At 63.2% G+C, this 17,102-nt stretch carries 14 protein-coding genes; all 14 read right to left on the reverse strand.

The window, feature by feature from the left end; all coding sequences use genetic code 11:
- Positions 1-11 precede the first annotated feature (11 nt).
- The 14 genes from DW195_RS06140 to fdhF all read right to left on the reverse strand — a co-directional run bounded on the left by DW195_RS06140 (position 12) and on the right by fdhF (position 17,073).
- Positions 12-2,129, reverse strand: a complete 2,118-nt coding sequence (locus DW195_RS06140) for a molybdopterin-dependent oxidoreductase (protein ID WP_158567910.1) — start codon at positions 2,127-2,129, stop codon at positions 12-14.
- Between the two features lie 122 nt (positions 2,130-2,251).
- Complete coding sequence (locus DW195_RS06145) at positions 2,252-3,091, reverse strand: formate/nitrite transporter family protein (protein ID WP_118206176.1); 840 nt, start codon at positions 3,089-3,091, stop codon at positions 2,252-2,254.
- 39 nt (positions 3,092-3,130) lie between these two features.
- Complete coding sequence (gene hycI, locus DW195_RS06150) at positions 3,131-3,634, reverse strand: hydrogenase maturation peptidase HycI (protein WP_055286177.1); 504 nt, start codon at positions 3,632-3,634, stop codon at positions 3,131-3,133.
- A complete protein-coding gene (locus DW195_RS06155) occupies positions 3,634-4,215 on the reverse strand; it encodes a formate hydrogenlyase maturation HycH family protein (RefSeq protein ID WP_118206177.1) in 582 nt (193 codons plus the stop codon). Before DW195_RS06155 ends, hycI begins: the two co-directional genes overlap by 1 nt.
- Positions 4,216-4,998, reverse strand: coding sequence for an NADH-quinone oxidoreductase subunit B family protein (locus DW195_RS06160; protein WP_022095195.1), 783 nt, complete (start codon positions 4,996-4,998; stop codon positions 4,216-4,218).
- A gap of 2 nt (positions 4,999-5,000) precedes the next feature.
- Positions 5,001-5,717, reverse strand: a complete 717-nt coding sequence (locus DW195_RS06165; protein ID WP_118206178.1) for a formate hydrogenlyase complex iron-sulfur subunit — start codon at positions 5,715-5,717, stop codon at positions 5,001-5,003.
- A gap of 1 nt (position 5,718) precedes the next feature.
- Positions 5,719-7,491 carry an NADH-quinone oxidoreductase subunit C gene (locus DW195_RS06170; protein ID WP_118206179.1) on the reverse strand — a complete coding sequence of 591 codons (1,773 nt, stop codon included), beginning with the start codon at positions 7,489-7,491 and terminating at the stop codon, positions 5,719-5,721.
- Positions 7,492-7,495: 4 nt separating this feature from the next.
- Positions 7,496-9,061: a hydrogenase 4 subunit F gene (locus DW195_RS06175; protein WP_118206180.1), complete on the reverse strand. Its 1,566-nt coding sequence runs from the start codon at positions 9,059-9,061 to the stop codon at positions 7,496-7,498.
- A 3-nt stretch (positions 9,062-9,064) separates the two neighbouring features.
- Complete coding sequence (hyfE, locus tag DW195_RS06180) at positions 9,065-9,718, reverse strand: hydrogenase 4 membrane subunit (RefSeq protein ID WP_099431574.1); 654 nt, start codon at positions 9,716-9,718, stop codon at positions 9,065-9,067.
- A gap of 10 nt (positions 9,719-9,728) precedes the next feature.
- Positions 9,729-11,186, reverse strand: a complete 1,458-nt coding sequence (locus tag DW195_RS06185) for a hydrogenase 4 subunit D (protein WP_118206181.1) — start codon at positions 11,184-11,186, stop codon at positions 9,729-9,731.
- A gap of 16 nt (positions 11,187-11,202) precedes the next feature.
- Positions 11,203-12,126: a respiratory chain complex I subunit 1 family protein gene (locus tag DW195_RS06190; RefSeq protein WP_006234113.1), complete on the reverse strand. Its 924-nt coding sequence runs from the start codon at positions 12,124-12,126 to the stop codon at positions 11,203-11,205.
- A 17-nt stretch (positions 12,127-12,143) separates the two neighbouring features.
- The gene (hyfB, locus tag DW195_RS06195; RefSeq protein ID WP_118206182.1) at positions 12,144-14,162 is read right to left on the reverse strand and encodes a hydrogenase 4 subunit B; all 2,019 of its coding nucleotides are present in this window, start codon (positions 14,160-14,162) and stop codon (positions 12,144-12,146) included.
- Positions 14,155-14,772, reverse strand: coding sequence for a 4Fe-4S dicluster domain-containing protein (locus DW195_RS06200; protein WP_022095203.1), 618 nt, complete (start codon positions 14,770-14,772; stop codon positions 14,155-14,157). Before DW195_RS06200 ends, hyfB begins: the two co-directional genes overlap by 8 nt.
- Positions 14,773-14,850: 78 nt before the next feature.
- A complete protein-coding gene (gene fdhF / locus DW195_RS06205) occupies positions 14,851-17,073 on the reverse strand; it encodes a formate dehydrogenase subunit alpha (RefSeq protein WP_118206183.1) in 2,223 nt (740 codons plus the stop codon).
- Positions 17,074-17,102 lie beyond the last annotated feature (29 nt).

Genomic DNA, 17,102 nt, shown 5'->3' on the forward strand with positions numbered 1-17,102 from the left:
GGCTGAGTCAATCATCCGCTATTATCCTCGCGCGCCGCGATCTTTTCCACGCGAACGGCGTTTTCCTGGGTGAGCGCGGCGCCCGTCAACGGGTCCCAACGTAACGGCGTATGGTCGAGCGGGCCAACGCCGAGCGCTTGGGCGCCATCCGCGCCGGTGCCAAACGAACGCCCACCGGGAGCAGCCGACGTAAAGATGCACGCCGGATGCAGATAGGGCGTCGTCTCCACGCGCACGCGGTCGCGGCCCATATCGCTCACAAGCTCGACGACCTCGCCGTCGGCGATGCCCATGTGCGCAGCAGCATCGGCATTCATCTGCACGGCATCCAGGTCCGACCCAGCCTCGGCGGCACCTTGGGCTGCAAGCCTTCGCGAGGTGTGCGACTCAAAGGGACGGTTGCCGCTAATGAGGCGAAACATCCCCGGGCCAGGCTCCACCATGGGCGCGATCCAGTTGGGCACGCGACCCAGACCGGCGCGCTCCCATACGTCGCTTGCCAGCGCGATCCTGCCGCCGTTCAAGGGGATCACCGGCTCGCCCGTACGCGACGGCAGCGCAACACCCGTGTCGGCCCAGCCGCGCTCCTTGAGCGCAGCGAGGTCAATTCCAAACGGCGCCACCTGGGCAGCCGCCAGGTCGTCGGACGTAAACCGAAAGTACTCGCCCGCGCCACACGCCTGCGCCAACCCGGCAAAAATCTCCCGACCGGGACGCGTGTCGTCATGCAGCACGGGCAGCACGGCATTGCGGTAGAACAGGCGCGCGTCATTAACGCCCGTCACCGTTCCCACGCCGCGGTCGGTCTCCAGATATGTAACATCGGGCAGTACGAAGTCGGAAGCACGCGCCGTCTCGGACCAGCGAATATCAATCGTCACGAGCAAGTCGAGCTGCTGCAAAATACTCAACCAAGCCTGCGCATTGCCATAGCCCGCACCGGGGTTACTGGCATAGACGATGAGCCCGCGCAAATCGCCGGCAAGAATCGACTGACCGATGGTCGTGCACAGGCCGCGCACCGGATCGACCAGTGGATAGCGCTCGGACCCCAACTTGGGCTCACGTGGCATCGACGGCGTCGCGAAACGCGTAGGGTCCAAATCGCCCAAGGCAAGCGGCGTCGGCGGGTTGAGCGCACCGCCCGCATGTCCAATACAGTCCAGCAGCACATCGACCATACAGATAGCTCGCGCCGTCTGGGTACTGTTGGCATACGCGATGCCGATGCCGCCATGAAAGCCGGCATCCACCACGGCGGCGGGCGCGGCGGCAGCCATATCGCGCGCCGTAGCGACAATCTCTGCGGCCGGCACGTCGCACATCGACTCGGCCCACTCAGGCGTCCAAGCACGGGCCGCCTGCGCCAGCTCGTCAAAGCCCGTGGTATAGCGGGCAACAAACTCGTGGTCGTACAAGTCCTCGGCAATGAGCACATGCGCAATGCCCAGCAGCAAGGCCAGATCACAGCCCGGGCGTACGCGCAGCCAGCGGTCGGCAAGCGCAGCCGAGCCGCTGCGCCGGGGGTCGACCACGATAATTCTCGCCCCACGGCGACGGGCATCGTTGAGTGCATCAACGGCCCCCATCGTCGACGAATCGACGATGGAACGCCCCAGGTACATGATGCAATCGGTATGTGCCAGGTCGGAGGCGGGACTATAGCCCAGGCTGTGCTCCCAACCGGTAAGTCGGCTTACCTCGCAGGCACCGTCGGCACCGTATACGTTGGGTGAGCCCAGCGCATGCATAAAGCGATAGGCCCAGTAGCGGTCGAATGAGGGCACGCCGAGCGTCATGCCCAGCGCGCGCGAACCGTGCCCGTCAACAATTCCCCCAAGGCGCGCAGCAATCTGGGCAAACGCCTCGTCCCACGAAATCGCATCAAACCCCGAGCCATCCCGGCGGCGGCGCATGGGGTGCAAAATCCTGTCACGCTCGTCAAACGGCATAGACAGGCGATGCCGCCCGCGGGCGCACAGGGCACGCGTCGCGCACGGATGCCCCGGCACCGGCAGCTCGGCCACCACGCGACCGTCCTCAACGCGCGCCGCAAAGGCGCAATCGGCATAGCATCCCCCGCATGTGGTCACCACGGCGCGACCGTCACGTTTCACAGCAGATGTCATCTCGATTACCCCTTTCATCAGCTAAACACAACAGGCCAAAAGCCCGGCAACGGGCCCCAGACCCAAAAAGCCTCCCGCACGGCAACGCCCCGCGGGAGGCCCAACGTCAAACAGACGGTACCTTACGCCTCGGACTTCTTGGCGTAGATAAACCAGTAGCCGAGCGCGACCAGAACCGCGCCGCCCACGATGTTGCCCAGCGTGGCGGCGGACAGGTTAAACGCAATGCCCGCGACGTTGAGCGCATCGGCGCCGGCGATGTCGGCGCCATAGCCGCACGCGTGCATCACGGCACCCATGGGCAAAAAGTACATGTTAGCAACGCAGTGCTCAAAACCGCAGGCCACAAAGGCGGCGATGGGCAGCAGAATGCCCACGACCTTATCGACCACGGTCTTGCCGGCGGTACCGATCCACACGGCCAAACACACAAAGATGTTGCACAGGATGCCGCGGAAGAAGATCGTCACCCAGTCGATCGTCACCTTGCCGGCGGCGACACTCACCATGGAATTGGCGACCGCCTCGCCGTTGAGCTTATAGATGCCGGCCATGTACACCAAAAAGACGATGAACAGGGCACCGACAAAGTTACCAAGCCACACGACGATCCATGCCTTGAGCATCTGAGCCAGGGTGATCTTTTTGCTCTTGAGCGCGCAAACCATAAGCGAATTACCGGTGAACAGCTCGGCGCCACACACCAGCACCAGCACCAGGCCCAGGCAAAAGCACAGGCCGCCCACGACGCGCTGGGCGCCCCAGCCCAACGTGCTATCGCTCAAGAACACGGTAAAGAACAGGCCGCCGAAGGCAATAAACGCACCGGCGAACATTGCCAACAGAAAGGCCTTTGCGACCGGCAGGTTGGCCTTGGTCACGCCGGCGGCCTCGGTCTTGGCCTCGATCGCAGCGGGCGCCAGGCAATCGGGAGCAGGGTACTCCACCTTGGAATCTGCCATGTCAATCACTTCTTTCCTAATCAGCAGGGACAAGCGCTCCTATTGCTCTTGCCCCAAGCGGACAAAGTGGGAAAAGTCGTTGGCGGCCACGGCGTCGTACACGGCGTCGACGGCGTCAAAGACTTCCGGGGACATGGGGTTGTAGAACTCCGTGTCGCCCGGCTGAATCCCAACGAAGACGATATCATCACACGATTGCTCGATTTCCTCGATCAGAATCGACAAAGGAAGCGAATGCGTGGTGAACATCGACTTGCGGGCCACATCGCGCTTGTCGAGCAAACGGATGGACCCGACGGGCAGCGCCATGTCGGCGGCATCGACCAAGACCAGGCGAGGCGGACGCTCGCGCTTGACCTCGATGATGTCGTCCTCGGGCGTTTGACCTCCGTCGATGGTGTACCAACCGGCAATGGGTGCGTCTTCCATCTTTTTGGAGAGCACAGGGCCGGCGGCATCGTCGGCGCGCAGTACGCTTCCCGCCGTGAGCACAATGCCCGCAAACGGGGCACCGTTCACACGTCCATCCACAACGCGACCCATTACTGCAACCTTCCCGTCAGATACACGCCCGATACATCGCGCACGCGCTCAACCAGATCGCGGAACTTCATTAAGAACGCGACCTGCTGGGCATGAATGCCAAAGTCGTCATCGAACACCGAGATGCCGGCCTTGGCCGACCCGCGAAAACCGCGCTCGTCGAGCAGCGCATCGCAGGCCTCGAGCAGCGACGGCACCGACGCCTTGTCGAGCTGGCACTCGCCAAAGGAGCGGATGGCCTCGAACTTTATTTTGGCCTCCCCCTCCGGCAACGCGTCGACGAGCGAATAGAACACATCCACCGGCACCGACAGGCGCGGCTCAAAGCAGTCGAGCACGCCGGTGTGGTGGCCCACGGCGAGCGTGTAGTACAGCACGTCGCAGGCCTCCTGGGGAACGTCTTCCTCGGTCTCCACAAACTTACGCGTGAGCTCGTAAAAGACCACCTGATCGGGCGCATGGCCCAGGCAGGGGTCGGCGACGCCCTCGGCGGCCTCGTCGCTTGCGCGCGAGGCATCGCCAAAGGAGCCGCCGAGCATGCCGGGGCCCGCAAAGTAACCAGAGCGGTCCGTGAGTTCCATCTAGCGACCTCCGGCCAGCACCAGATCCTGCAGCGCCGAGTACACCTCGACGCGGCGAGGATCGTCCTGCTTGTCGATAAGCAGCGCCATGGCACCGCGGATATCGCCCTTGGGTGCGCCCTCGAGCGTGTCCATAAACTCGTTGGCCAGGTCGCGGCCGTAACGGTAGCCGCTCATGGCGCGAGCCTCGCGCTCAATGGCAACACGCAGCTTGTACGGCACGCCGGGGTGCAGGATATCGGCCTGCTCGCCGGCGGCCTCCACCGTGGTTTCGGCATGGAGCTTTTGGTCCAGCAGACCGAGCGCCATGGCAAAGCCGTAGATGGTCTGCGCGGGGCTGGGCGGGCAGCCGGGGATGTAGACATCGACCGGCAGAATCTTGTCCGTGCCGCCCCAGACGCAGTAGTTGTCGTAGAAGATGCCGCCGGTGCAGCCGCACGCGCCATAGGACACCACGATCTTGGGATCGGGTGCGGCCTCAAAGGCGCGCAGCGCCGGCATGCGCATGGCACGCGTCACGGCGCCGGTGTACAGCAGCACATCGGCGTGACGGGGCGAGGGCACGACCTTGATGCCAAAGCGCTCAACGTCGAAGACGGGCGTGATGGAACCGAAGATCTCGATCTCGCAGCCGTTGCAGCCGCCGCAGTCAACACGGTAGACGTACACCGAGCGCTTGATCTTCTTAAGAAGGGTCGCCTTGGCCTTCTCGATGCTCTCATCGAGCTCGATCTTGGTCGGGCGGTACTGAAGCCGCTCGGGCAAAAGCGTGGGTTCGGCCATGGTTACTCCTCCTTCGTATCAAAATCCATGATGATGCCCTCGACCGGCGCAGGACCGGCGGGAATCTCGGGCGCATCGGGGTTGAGCTCGCGGTCGATATACTCCGGGTTCACGCCGTGGCCGCCCAGATACTCCATGCCGGGGCCCTGGGGCTCACCGGACGCAAGCGTCTCGTTGGCAGCCATGCCGTGCGCGTTGCCGGTCTTTACGGCCGAAGCGGCGCGCAGGGCGTCGAGCTCACGCTTGCACTCCTGGCACATACCGACGGTACGGGCGGCCTGGATGGCCTCCATGCCGCCGGCCTTTTGCAGCAGGCGCTTGGCGTAGTCGATCTCCTTGTGCGGGGCGAACGGCTTGCCGCAACGCGAGCAGTGCTCGAGCGTATAGACGCTCTTGCTGGTGAGGTCGTCCTTGCTCATAACGGCCAGCTCAAACTCTTCGGTGAGCTTGATGGCCTCCATGGGACAGGCTTCCTCACAACGGCCGCAGAAGATGCAGCGACCGTAGTCGATCGACCAGGTGATGGTATCGGAGGCAAGGTCGGTGTCCATGCGAATGGCATCGGCCGGGCACGCCACGCCGCAGGCACCGCAGGCGATGCAGAGCTCGGCGTTGTGCTCGGGCTTGCCGCGCATGTCCTTGTTGGTGGGAAACGGCGCAAACGGGTACTTGACCGTCGCGTCGCCGGCCTTGGCGTTAACCTTCCAAAGCTTCAGCATATTAGAGCGCCTCCTCATCGAGCGGAGCGGCCATGGTGCCCTCGCCCGCAAGCGGCGACTTGTCGCGCCAGACGTTCTCGAACTGTTCCTTGTCGAGCACGTGGTCGCGCTTGGCGGCGACATCAGTCACCGTCACGCGGTCGGTGCAGGAGTAGCACGGGTCGAGCGAGCCGACGATCAGCGCCGCATCGCCCACGGTGTTGCCGCGGAACATGTAGCGCAGGACCGGCCAGTTGCTGTACGTGGCGGCCTTGGCGCGCCAGCGATAGCACTTCTGGTTATTGCCGAGCATAGCCCAGTGCACGTCCTCGCCGCGCGGCGCCTCGGTGGCGCCGATGGCGTACTTGTGCGGGGTGTACTCCCAATCCGTGGTGAGGATGGGTCCCGACGGGCAGTTCTCGAGCATGGTCTCGATCATGTCGATCGAATCGTAGACCTCCTGGATGCGAACGGCGGTACGGCCGAAGGCATCGCAGGTGTCGGCCGTGGCGGCGTGCATCTTTTGGACGTCCGGATCGGCGTAGCCGTCGAAGGGATGGTCAAAGCGCACGTCGCGGGCATAGCCCGAGCCACGCATGAGCGGGCCGACCGGCGAGAAGTCGCGTGCGATCTTGCGGTCCAAGATGCCGATGCCGCTCGTGCGCTCAATAAAGTTGGGCGTGGAGAGCAAAACGTCGACGAGCTCCTGGACCTCGGAGCGCAGCTGGTGGATGGTCGTGAGCGTGGAGAGTTTCTGCTCGGCCAAAATGTCGCGACGCACGCCACCGATCACATTGAGGCCGTAGGTCTTGCGGTGGCCGGAGAGTTTCTCGGCCAGGTCCATGGACTTCTCGCGAACGCGGAAGAACTGCTGGAAGCCGGAATCGAAGCCGGTGTAGTGCGATGCGAGGCCAATGTTGAGCAGGTGCGAGTGCAGGCGCTCGACCTCGAGCATGATGGCGCGGATGTACTGCGCGCGCGGCGGGACGTGAATGCCCTGGGCGCGCTCGACAGCCTCGGCGTAGGCCACCGAGTGGGCGCAGCCGCAGATACCGCAGATACGGTCGGCAAGGAACGTCACGGCATCATAGTTCAGGCGCGTCTCGGCGACCTTCTCCATACCGCGATGCACGTAGAACAGGCGGTAGTCGGCATCGACGATCGTCTCGCCCTCCACGAACAGGCGGAAGTGGCCGGGCTCGTCGGAGGTGATGTGCAGCGGTCCCATGGGGACGAGTGTGGTCTCCTTGCCCTTGGTGTCGGCCAGGAATTCGTAGTTTTCCATGTCGCTCGCGGGGGCGGGGCGGAAACGGTAATCCATCGAATCCTTGCGCAACGGGTACAGCCCGCTGGGCCAATCGTCGGGAAGCACCAGGCGACGGCGGTCGGGCAGACCCTCGGGAATCAGGCCAAACATATCGCGCAGCTCGCGCTCGCCCCACACGCAGGCGGGGACGAACGGCGTCACGGACGGGAACGTCATCTTGGCGGGGTCGACCTCGGCACGCACGGTAACCCAGCCGGGGTCCTCCCCCTCCATGGAGATGACGTAGTACACGGCGTAACGGCCGCACAGGCTGCGCTCGTCGTTGCCGACAATCACAGGAATCCAGCCGTAGCGCTCGTAATACAGGTAGTGGACGGCCTCGGGCAGACGGTCCAGCTTGACGGTGATCGTCAGCTGGTCCTCGCACTGCCATTCGACCTTCTCGATAGCGCCCGGCACTGCAGCACGCAGGGCCTCGACGTGGCTTTCGCAGCGACGAGCGTAGTCCTTCTTTTCAGGTTCTGCCATGGTGCTAATTCACCTCACTTGTCTTGGTCTGGGAACTGAACACCATGCGGTAGAGAGGGGCCTCGTGGAGCTCTTCGACGCTCTGGTTCAAAACGACGGACGTTGCATCCTCGACGCCGCTCGTGATGGCGACCGGGGTGGCGATACCGAACCACATGACCACGATCGCGAGGGCGATCTCGGGGATGATCATGAGGGCGGGCACCTCGTGGCGCTTCATGCCCTCGGGCGCCTTGCCGAAGATGGACTTGAGCGCGATGCCGGTAAGGGCGAAGTACACGCCGGTGAGGCCGATGGCCACGAGCACGACCACCCAGATGGGACCGGACTGAACGCCGGCCACGAAGGTGAGGAACTCGGAGATGAACAGGGCGAACGGCGGGAAGGCGGCGAGCGCGAGCAGGGCGATGATGGTGAGCGCTGCCGTGACGGGAGCGATCTCGACGACGCCCTTGATCTTGTTCAGGTCGCGGGTGTGGTAGATGTGCTGGATGTTACCGGCCATGCAGAAGGCGAGCGCCTTCGTGAAGCCGTGGAAGATGCAGTGCAGCAGGCAGGCGGCGATACCGAGCGGGCCACCGATACCCAGGCACAGCGCGACCACGCCGACGTTGTCGACGGAGGAGTACGCGAAGCGGCGCTTGATATCGTCCTGCTTGAAGATGCACAGGGCAGCCACCAGGATGGACAGCGTGCCCAGGATGAGCAGGAGCGTTCGCGGATAGGTGTCGCCCACCGTGATGATGGACAGGGAGTAGAAGCGGATGATCACCAGCATGGCGCACTTGAGCAGCACGCCCGAGAGCAGCGCGGAGACCGGGCTCGGAGCCTGGGAGTGCGCGTCGGGCAGCCAGGTGTGCATGGGGAACAGGCCCGCCTTGGTGCCGAAGCCGATGACGATGAACGCGAACGCGAGGCGCACGAGCATCGGGTCGAACTGGTCGGCGTAGGGCATGATGGAGGTGAGGAAGGCGGCCTCATGCGCGTTGGGCATGATATCGGCGGCGTTCGCGTAGATGAGCAGCGTGCCGAACAGGCCGAAGGCCACACCGGCGGTGCAGACCATCGCGTACTTCCAAGACGCCTCGAGCGCCTGCTTGTTCTTGTAGATGCCCACGAGGAACACGGTCGACAGCGTAGTGGCCTCGACCGCCGCCCAGGTGAGGATGATGTTGTTGGACAGGCAGACGAGCAGCATCGTGAAGACGAACAGGCTGAACAGCGCGTAGTACTGCTTGGTGCGTTCGGCCGGCATGGTCTTCTCCTCGATATCGATCTTGATATAGGAGATGGAGTACACGCCGGTGATGAACCCGATGATGCCTACCAGAAGGACGAAGATCGACGAGAGCGAATCGAGATGGAGCCACAGGCCCAAAGCGTCGATATTCTGCCCGCTCGAGAGCATGGTTCCCGCGGTGACGACCGAAAGGACAAGGGTCGCCGCGACGGAGATGGTGTTGAGCCCCGCGAAGACGTTGTAGGACGTCGTCTTGGGGAGCGCAGCCATAATCAGGGAGAACACGAGAGGACAAGCGAGCAGGGCGACCGTCAGCATTGAAACATCCATGGCCTACCCCTTCAATTCGGTCAGGTCGTGGGAGTCGAGCGACTTGGTGTCGTTCCAAATCCTCACGACGACGGCGGACATGATGATGACGGCGAAGATGGCGTCGGTGGCGATGCCGATCTCGATGATCTCGGGGGCCGTGGGCGCGAGCAGAGCGAGCGTCACGTGGCTACCGTTCTCCATAAGGCAGTACCCGAAGATCTGCTTGAGGATGTTGCGCTGGGAGATGATGCACGTGAGGCCGACGAAGAAGTGCGCGAAGCTGATGGCGAGGGCCGGAGTGGCCACCTCGGCGGTGGGCAGGCTCAGGCGCGTGACCACCGCGAAGCAGACGGCCACCTCCAGACCGGTGAGGATGATAGTCCAGGCCGGCTTGATGGAGGAGGTCAGCGTGCTATCGGCAGGCGAACCCATCTTCTTGTAGGCACGGTTGAGAATGAACGGAACGAGGATCACCTTGGTGACGAAGGCCGACGCGGCCCACATGAGAAGCTCGGTGGCACCGGTGGTGAGGCCCAGGGTGAGCAGCACGCCCACCAGGACAACCGACTGGATCGCGTACCACTTGATGGCGGACGGGATGGTCTTCGAGACGACCACCATGGTGGAGGTCACGATCAGAAGACCGCCCAGGATATTGACTAACGAATAACCCATGTCCTACCTCCTAACCCATCCAACTAGAGGACAGAGGACCGGCGACGACGACCATGATCATGAGGACGACGAACACGAACGCCATGGCGCGCGGAAGGGGCTGGCCGGCGGCCACGGTCTCGCTCGGCTCACCGGGCAGGACCTTACCCATCCAACGCAGGAACCATGCGAAGGTGGCGACGGTCTCGACGACCATGACGCACACGAGGACAAAGATGACCGTGTTGGTAGCACCAACCGCGAAGCCACCGGAAATGATCTGGAACTTGGAAAAGAACGTGCTCATGGGGGGCACGCCGGCGATAGCGGTCGCGGCGACCGCAAAGCCCACGCCCGTGACCGGGTACTTCTTCATGAGGCCCTGGATCTTGGGCAGCATACGGGTTCCCAGCGTGAAGCTGAGAGAGCCAGCGATGAGGAAGAACAGGGTCTTGGTGAACGCGTGGTTGAAGATGTGCTCGACGGCGCCGTTAAACGCCATCTGGCTTCCGAACACGGAGAGGCCCAGGCCAAAGAACACGTAGGCGAGCTGCGCGATCGTCGAGAAGGCGAGCAGGCGCTTCATATCCTTCTGGGGCAGGTACATGAGGAAGCCGAAGAGCATGGTCACGACGGCGTCGATGATGGCGACCCAACCGACGATCTCGGGGATATCGCCGGCGCTCGCAAGAGCGCGGGCGAACACGCACACGCCGACCTTAACCATGGACGCGCCATGAAGGTAGGCGGAAACGGGCGTGGGGGCCTCCATTGCGGAGGGCAGCCACATGTAGAGCGGGAACTGGGCGGACTTGGCCCAAGCAGCGAACAGGATGAGCAGCAGCACGACGGTCTTCATACCGGAATCGAGCTGGGAGATCGCGCTCAGCGCGAACGTGCCGGTTCCGGCGAACAGGAAGGCCGCGCCGATGTAGAGTCCCAGAGCGCCGATATGGGTGATGATGAGCGCCTTCATACCGGCCTTCTTGGCCGTGGGCGTCATGTAGTAGCTGATGAGGCCCCAGGAGCACACACCGGTGATCTCGAAGAAAACGAGCTGGCCGACGATGGTGGAGCTGTAGGCGAGACCGGCCATGGCGCCGATGAACGTGGAGAAGTACACGTAGAAGCGACGACGGGGCGCGTCGGGATGCTCCTTATTCTTATCGCTCATGTACGGGAACGAATAGATGACGACGAGCAGGCCGATAGCGACGAACGCGGGTGCGAGCAGCGTGCTCATCCGGTCGAATATGAAGCCCATGACCAAGGTCTGGCCCATACTCGCCCAGGTTACATCGACCGCGTTCATGCCGTTTCCGGCAAACGTCGCGGCCAAGCCAACGGAAGCGACCGTGGCGATGCCGCCGACAAAGGCGCAGATCCATTTAGCGTAGGGACGCGGCAGCATGACGATGAGCAGGGAGCCCAGCATGGGGACGGCGATCGCCACCATGGCAAAGAGGGACAAGCTCGATTCGATTGACATAGTTTCTCCCTTCTCCCTACACGCCTACGACGACGAAGACGAACGCGAGGACCGCGATGCCGACGACGGCCCAGGTCTGGTTACCGAGCACCTTGAAGCGCGAACGGGAAACGGAGTTCTCGAGCACGCCGCAGACGACGAAATCGACCAGGCACTTGACGAGGAAGACGACGGCACCCACGAGAGCGGTGACACCGATGGTCGCGGGCTCTCCCCAGGGGATGAAGATGGAGGTGAACCAAGCGACGACCACGACCTGCTTCATGCCCATGGCGAGCTTCATCATGGCCAGGGACGGGCCGGAGAGCTCGGCGAGCGGGCCCTCCTGGAGCTCCTGCTCGGCTTCGGCCTGATCGAACGGAAGCTTGCCGAGCTCCATGTAACAGGCGGCCGCGAAGGCGACGCCGGCGAGGATAACGGCGACGACGCTCGAGACGTTGCCCGTAACGATGTGCTGACCCATGGTCGCAATGTCCGTGGAGCCGCACACGATGGCGACGGTGAACAGCGCGATGAGCATGGACGGCTCGATGAGCACGCTCATGAGGAGCTCGCGGATACCGCCGAAGCCCGCGTAGGCGTTGGAGGAATCCACGCCGGACAGCGCGAAGAAGAAGCGGGACAGCGCGAGCGCGTACATGATGGTGATGGCGTCACCAAAGACGGGCATGGGGCTCTGGAGCGTGAACATGGGCAGGCCCATGGCGAGCATAAACGACACCGCGAGGAACAGCGGCGGCATGATGCGCAGCACGAAGCTCGAGTCGGAACTCACGGACTCGGGACGCGCCATGAGCTTCGCGAGGTCCCGGTAATCCTGAAGGATGGACGGACCGCGGCGATTGTGCATCTTCGCGCGAATCACACGGGCGAGGCCGGAGAAGAAGGGCGCGACCAGCATGACCACGAGGCCCTGCGCCATCGCAAGAACGATGTTCATAATATCCTCTCCCCTCTCTAGACCATGACCACGGCGAGCACGAGGAAGACCACGAGCGCCGCGACGATGTAGCAGATGTATACGGAGTAGTTGCCGCCCTCGATCTTGGAGGCGAGGCCGGCCAGCTTGTCGGCACCCTCGCTCGGTGCATCGACCAGGAAACGGTCGGGCAGGGGCTCGACGCCCTGGGCGACACCGGTGAGCTTCTGGAACACGTGCGCGATGGACCAGCAGATCTTGGTGCATACCTCGCGCAGGGTGTAGAGCGGGCCCATGAAGAGTTCGACGTCGGACGCGAAGCTCGTGGCGACGACGGGCATGTGCTCGTTGGGCTCGTAGCCGCACGCCCAAGGGTCGGTCTTCTTAGCGGGGGCCTTGGCGCCGAGGCAGGACCTCAACGCGAACGCGAGGCCGGTGAGGACCACGAGCGCGATGGCGATCGCGGGGGTGGAGGTGGCGGCACCGGAAATCTCGTTCACGAGAGACACGCCCGAGGTGGCTGTGACGGCGTAGCCGGCAAGCACGCTCTGGGCGACGTCGCCCAGAACCGGGGCGATGACCGGGGAGCCGATTCCCAGTACCACGCAGATGGCCGCGAGGAGCATCTGCGAGAACAACATCGGAGCCGGGGACTCCTTGGCGTTCGCGGCCTCCTGGGAACGAGGGCTGCTCGCGAACGAGACGCCGTAGGCCTTCACGAAGCACGTGACGGCCAGGGCACCGGTGATGGCGAGGGCGGCAGCGGAGGCGACGGCGAACACCATGACGACCGGGTCGGAGAGCGTCGAGATGTTGAACAGGGACTGGTAGGTGAACCACTCGGAAACGAAGCCGTTGAGCGGCGGGATGGCCGAGATGGCAAGGGCACCGATGAGGAAGCAGACGGCCGTGACCGGCATGCGGCGGAACAGACCGCCCATCTTCTCCATGTTGCGCGTACCCGTGGCATAGAGCAGGGAGCCCGCGCCGAGGAACAGCTCACCCTTGAACATGGCGTGGTTGAGCGTGTGGTAGAGGGCGGCCATGAGCGCGATCGTCGCGATGACGTCGTTGCCCAGGGCGTGCGCCGTCATGGACGCGCCGACACCGAGCAAGATGATGCCGATGTTCTCGACGGAGTGATAGGCAAGCAGGCGCTTGATGTCGTGCTCGTGGAGGGCGTAGACGACACCCAGGACCGACGAGATGGATCCGAAGACCAGGACCATGAGGCCCCACCAGAGCTGGACGCCCGAACCCGCGAGCAGGTCGAGACCGACCTTGAGGATTCCCAGGATGCCGATCTTGATCATGCCGCCGGACATGAGGGCGGACACGTTGGACGGCGCCTCGGGGTGCGCCTGGGGCAGCCAGGAGTGCAGCGGAATGATACCGGCCTTCGCGCCAAATCCGAAGAACGCGAGGACGAAGCACGCGGAGGAGACGGCGGGTCCAAAGTCATGCGTACGGAAATCACTGAAGCTGAAGGAACCGCCCACGCCGTTGGTCATGAGCAGGAAGCTCGCCATGATGAGAACGAAGCCGACGTGCGCGATGACGAAGTAGAGCCAACCGCCCCTAATGGAGTTCTTGTTCTCCTCGATAACGACAAGGAAGTAGCTCGTAAGGGACATGAGCTCAAAGGCGACCAGGAACCAGAACACGTTGTCGGCGGTGATGACGAGCATCATCGAGGCGACGAAGGTGTTCATAAAGAAGCCGGCGCGCCCGACCTTGCCCGGGTACTCGTCGAAGTAGGACAGACCGTAGATGAAGCCCGCAAAGGCGAGAATCGAGATGAGGACCACGATCAGGCCCGCAAGGCCGTTGAGCAAGAGCTCGAGACGGGCGAACGGGAAGAAGAAGACCGTGTTGAGGGACGAAACGTCGCCAAGCACGGCCTCGAGGCCCGCGATGAACGACAGCACGGCCGCGACGGCGCCGATCAGGCAGCCGGCGGTCTTGGCGGCGTTGTCGGCCTTAATCAGCAGAACCGAGGCGAGCGCACCGATGCACGAGACGGCAAGCGATGCGATAAACAGCGTCATGCTATCCATTGTTTACGCTCCCTTCTGCTTTCTCGGACAGACCCTGGGCCACAGCGGTAACGTCGACGACCGGACCGTTTTCGATCGAGCGCAGGCGCTTGGCCTCGTCGAGCTCGCGATCGGCCGCGCCGCCCATGACGGTCAGCGCCTTGGTGGGGCACGCCGCCACACAATGCGGACCGTCCGGATCGAAGGCGCACAGGTCGCACTTAACAGCGCAGGTGTACTGGCCGGGAGCCCACGTAAGCAGGCTGCTCAGGGACTTAGGATACGAAGGCGTCGGGTCGCACATGCCTGCGACACCGGCGATAGACGTGCCATCGGGATGGATGGCTCCGAAGGGGCACGCGATGGCGCACAGCCTGCACCCGATGCACTCCTGCTCCTTGACGTGGATGCGATCGCCATCGTGCTCGATGGCATTCACCGGGCAGACCTCGGCGCAGGGGGCACCCTCGCAATGGTGGCAGGCAAGGGCGGCCGAAATACCGCCGGTCTTCACGAGCGCCAGGCGCGGCGTATCCTGAAGACCCTGCATCCGGTGGGCGTCGGCACAGGCGGACTGGCATGTTCCGCAACCGATGCACCTCTCCGGGTTGATGTCGATGAAGCGGTTCATCCCCACTTCCTTTCAAAATAACGGGCCGGGCTCCCGAACGTACGGGACGCCCGGCCCAAAAAGCCAACGAGAACGGGACTACACGATTTGATTCACGTGCGTCTCGTCGTCGAACTTGGCGGCGCCAGGCTCAACGTCCTGGGGAGCGGCGGCGTCCACCAGAGCCTGCTTGAGCTCGGTGTACTGACGCTCGACCTCGCCCTCGGCCCAGACCTGGTCGGCGATAGCGTCGACCTGGCAGGCGGAGAACTTGTCCTCGGGCGTATGCGAGACCGGGTCGACCTTGTGCATGGTCAGCTCGTTGCACTTGCCGATCCACCACTGGTAGGTCATATAGACCGTGCCCTTGTTGATGCGGTCGCTCACGTCGGCGCGGCTGTATACCTGGCCGCGGCGGCTGTGGATCGAGACGATGTCGCCATTCTTGATGCCGCGTGCCTGGGCGTCCGCGGGATTCATGCGGACAAAGCCGGGCTCGTCGGAGAGCAGCGCCAGCGTCTTACAGTTGCCGGTCATCGAGCGGCAGCTGTAGTGGCCGACCTCGCGGACGGTGCACAGGATGAGCGGGTACTCATCGTCGGGAAGCTCGGAGGGCGCCTCCCAGTCGTGCGCCATCAGGTTGGCGCGGCCGTCCTTGGTGGTGAACTTGCCACCTGCGAACATGTCGGCCGTACCGTGGTCATTCACATCGGTGCTCTTGACGGGCCACTGGGCGTAGCCGCCCTCGGGAGCCATCTTCTCGTAGGTCGCGCCCACAAAGTTGGGGCACAGGCTAATGCACTCGTTCCAGATCTGCTCGGTGTTGTCGTAGTGCATGGGATAGCCCATGCGCGTGGACAGGTCCGCGAAGATCTCCCAGTCGTGGCGGCACTCGCCCTTGGGCGGAACGGCCGCGTCAAAGTGCTGGAAGCTACGGTCGGATGCGGTAAAGACACCCTCGTGCTCGCCCCAAGAGGTAGCGGGCAGGATGACGTCGGCGAGCATGGTCGTCTGCGTCATAAAGATGTCCTGGCAAATGAACAGGTCCAGCTCGGAGAGCGTCTTGCGCATACCGGCCGAATCGGGCTCGGTCTGCACCGGGTCCTCGCCGTAGTTGTAGAAGCAGTGCACCTTGCCCTCGTCGACCAGGTGGCCCAGGTCGGTGAGCTTGTAGCCCTCCTCGAGCGGGAGCTTTTCCTCGGGCACGCCCCAAGCCTTGGCAAACTTGGCGCGAGCGGCGGGGTCGGTGACTTTCTGGTAGCCAGGGTACAGGTTGGGCAGCATACCCATATCGCAGGAGCCCTGGACGTTGTTCTGACCGCGCACGGGCGCGAGGCCGGAATTGGGTTTGCCGATCTGGCCGGCAACGCAGGCGATGGAGGCGATGGTGTGCACCGTCTTCAGGTTCTGCTTCTGCTGACATACGCCCATGCCCCAGCCAATGATGGCAGAGGGCTTCGCCGTGGCGTACATCTCGGCAGCTTGGTGGATCAGCGCGGGCTCGACACCCGTGATGTCCTGTACGGATTCGGGAGTGTAGTTCTTGATGGTCTCCCACCACTCGTCAAAGCCGTTCGTATGCTCGGCGACGAATTCCTTGTCGTAGAGGCCATCGTTGACAAGACAGTTAGCAAAGGCGTTGAGGAACGCGACGTTGCAACCGTTCTTGATCGGAAGGTAGATATCGGCGATACGCGCGGTTTCGATATGGCGCGGGTCGGCGACGATGATCTTGCAACCCTTTTCTTTGGCTCGCACGATGCGCCTTGCGACGATGGGGTGCGAATCGGCAGGGTTATAGCCGAAGAGGAAAATGCAGCCCGCATCCTCCATACCGGGGATGGAGCATGACATGCAACCTGAACCAACCGTGTCCATCAGACCGAGGACAGTAGGGCCGTGTCAAGTACGGGCGCAGTTGTCCACGCTGTGGGTGCCGATGCACGCACGCGTAAACTTCTGCATGACGTAGTTCGCTTCATTGCCGCCGCCTCGCGAAGAGCCGGTGGTCATGACAGCGTTAGGACCATATTCGTCAATTATGGCCTGCATCTTAGATGCGGTGAAATCCAGCGCCTCGTCCCAGCTTACGCGCTCAAGATCCGCGCCCTTGGTGCGGCGGATCATCGGGTGCAGTACGCGAGGAGTCAAGATCTTGGTGTCGTTGATGAAGTCGTAGCCGCTCATGCCCTTAAGGCACAGCTCGCCCTGATTGGTAATGCCGTTGAGCGGTTCGGTACCCACGACCTGGCCGTTTTGGACCAGGAGGTTAAACTGGCAACCGGCGCCGCAGTACGGGCAGATCACTTTATGCTTCTCCATGACACCCTCCTTCCTTTCTCTGCTACCGA

This window comes from Collinsella sp. AM17-1, from assembly GCF_003470665.1.
In the GTDB taxonomy this organism is placed as follows: Bacteria; Actinomycetota; Coriobacteriia; order Coriobacteriales; family Coriobacteriaceae; genus Collinsella.

Coding starts and splice junctions, on each gene's coding strand:
- DW195_RS06140 (WP_158567910.1), bottom strand. CDS start 2,129: ATGACATCTGCTGTGAAACGTGACGGTCGCGCCGTGGTGACCACATGC.
- DW195_RS06145 (WP_118206176.1), bottom strand. CDS start 3,091: ATGGCAGATTCCAAGGTGGAGTACCCTGCTCCCGATTGCCTGGCGCCC.
- hycI (WP_055286177.1), bottom strand. CDS start 3,634: ATGGGTCGCGTTGTGGATGGACGTGTGAACGGTGCCCCGTTTGCGGGC.
- DW195_RS06155 (WP_118206177.1), bottom strand. CDS start 4,215: ATGGAACTCACGGACCGCTCTGGTTACTTTGCGGGCCCCGGCATGCTC.
- DW195_RS06160 (WP_022095195.1), bottom strand. CDS start 4,998: ATGGCCGAACCCACGCTTTTGCCCGAGCGGCTTCAGTACCGCCCGACC.
- DW195_RS06165 (WP_118206178.1), bottom strand. CDS start 5,717: ATGCTGAAGCTTTGGAAGGTTAACGCCAAGGCCGGCGACGCGACGGTC.
- DW195_RS06170 (WP_118206179.1), bottom strand. CDS start 7,491: ATGGCAGAACCTGAAAAGAAGGACTACGCTCGTCGCTGCGAAAGCCAC.
- DW195_RS06175 (WP_118206180.1), bottom strand. CDS start 9,061: ATGGATGTTTCAATGCTGACGGTCGCCCTGCTCGCTTGTCCTCTCGTG.
- hyfE (WP_099431574.1), bottom strand. CDS start 9,718: ATGGGTTATTCGTTAGTCAATATCCTGGGCGGTCTTCTGATCGTGACC.
- DW195_RS06185 (WP_118206181.1), bottom strand. CDS start 11,186: ATGTCAATCGAATCGAGCTTGTCCCTCTTTGCCATGGTGGCGATCGCC.
- DW195_RS06190 (WP_006234113.1), bottom strand. CDS start 12,126: ATGAACATCGTTCTTGCGATGGCGCAGGGCCTCGTGGTCATGCTGGTC.
- hyfB (WP_118206182.1), bottom strand. CDS start 14,162: ATGGATAGCATGACGCTGTTTATCGCATCGCTTGCCGTCTCGTGCATC.
- DW195_RS06200 (WP_022095203.1), bottom strand. CDS start 14,772: ATGAACCGCTTCATCGACATCAACCCGGAGAGGTGCATCGGTTGCGGA.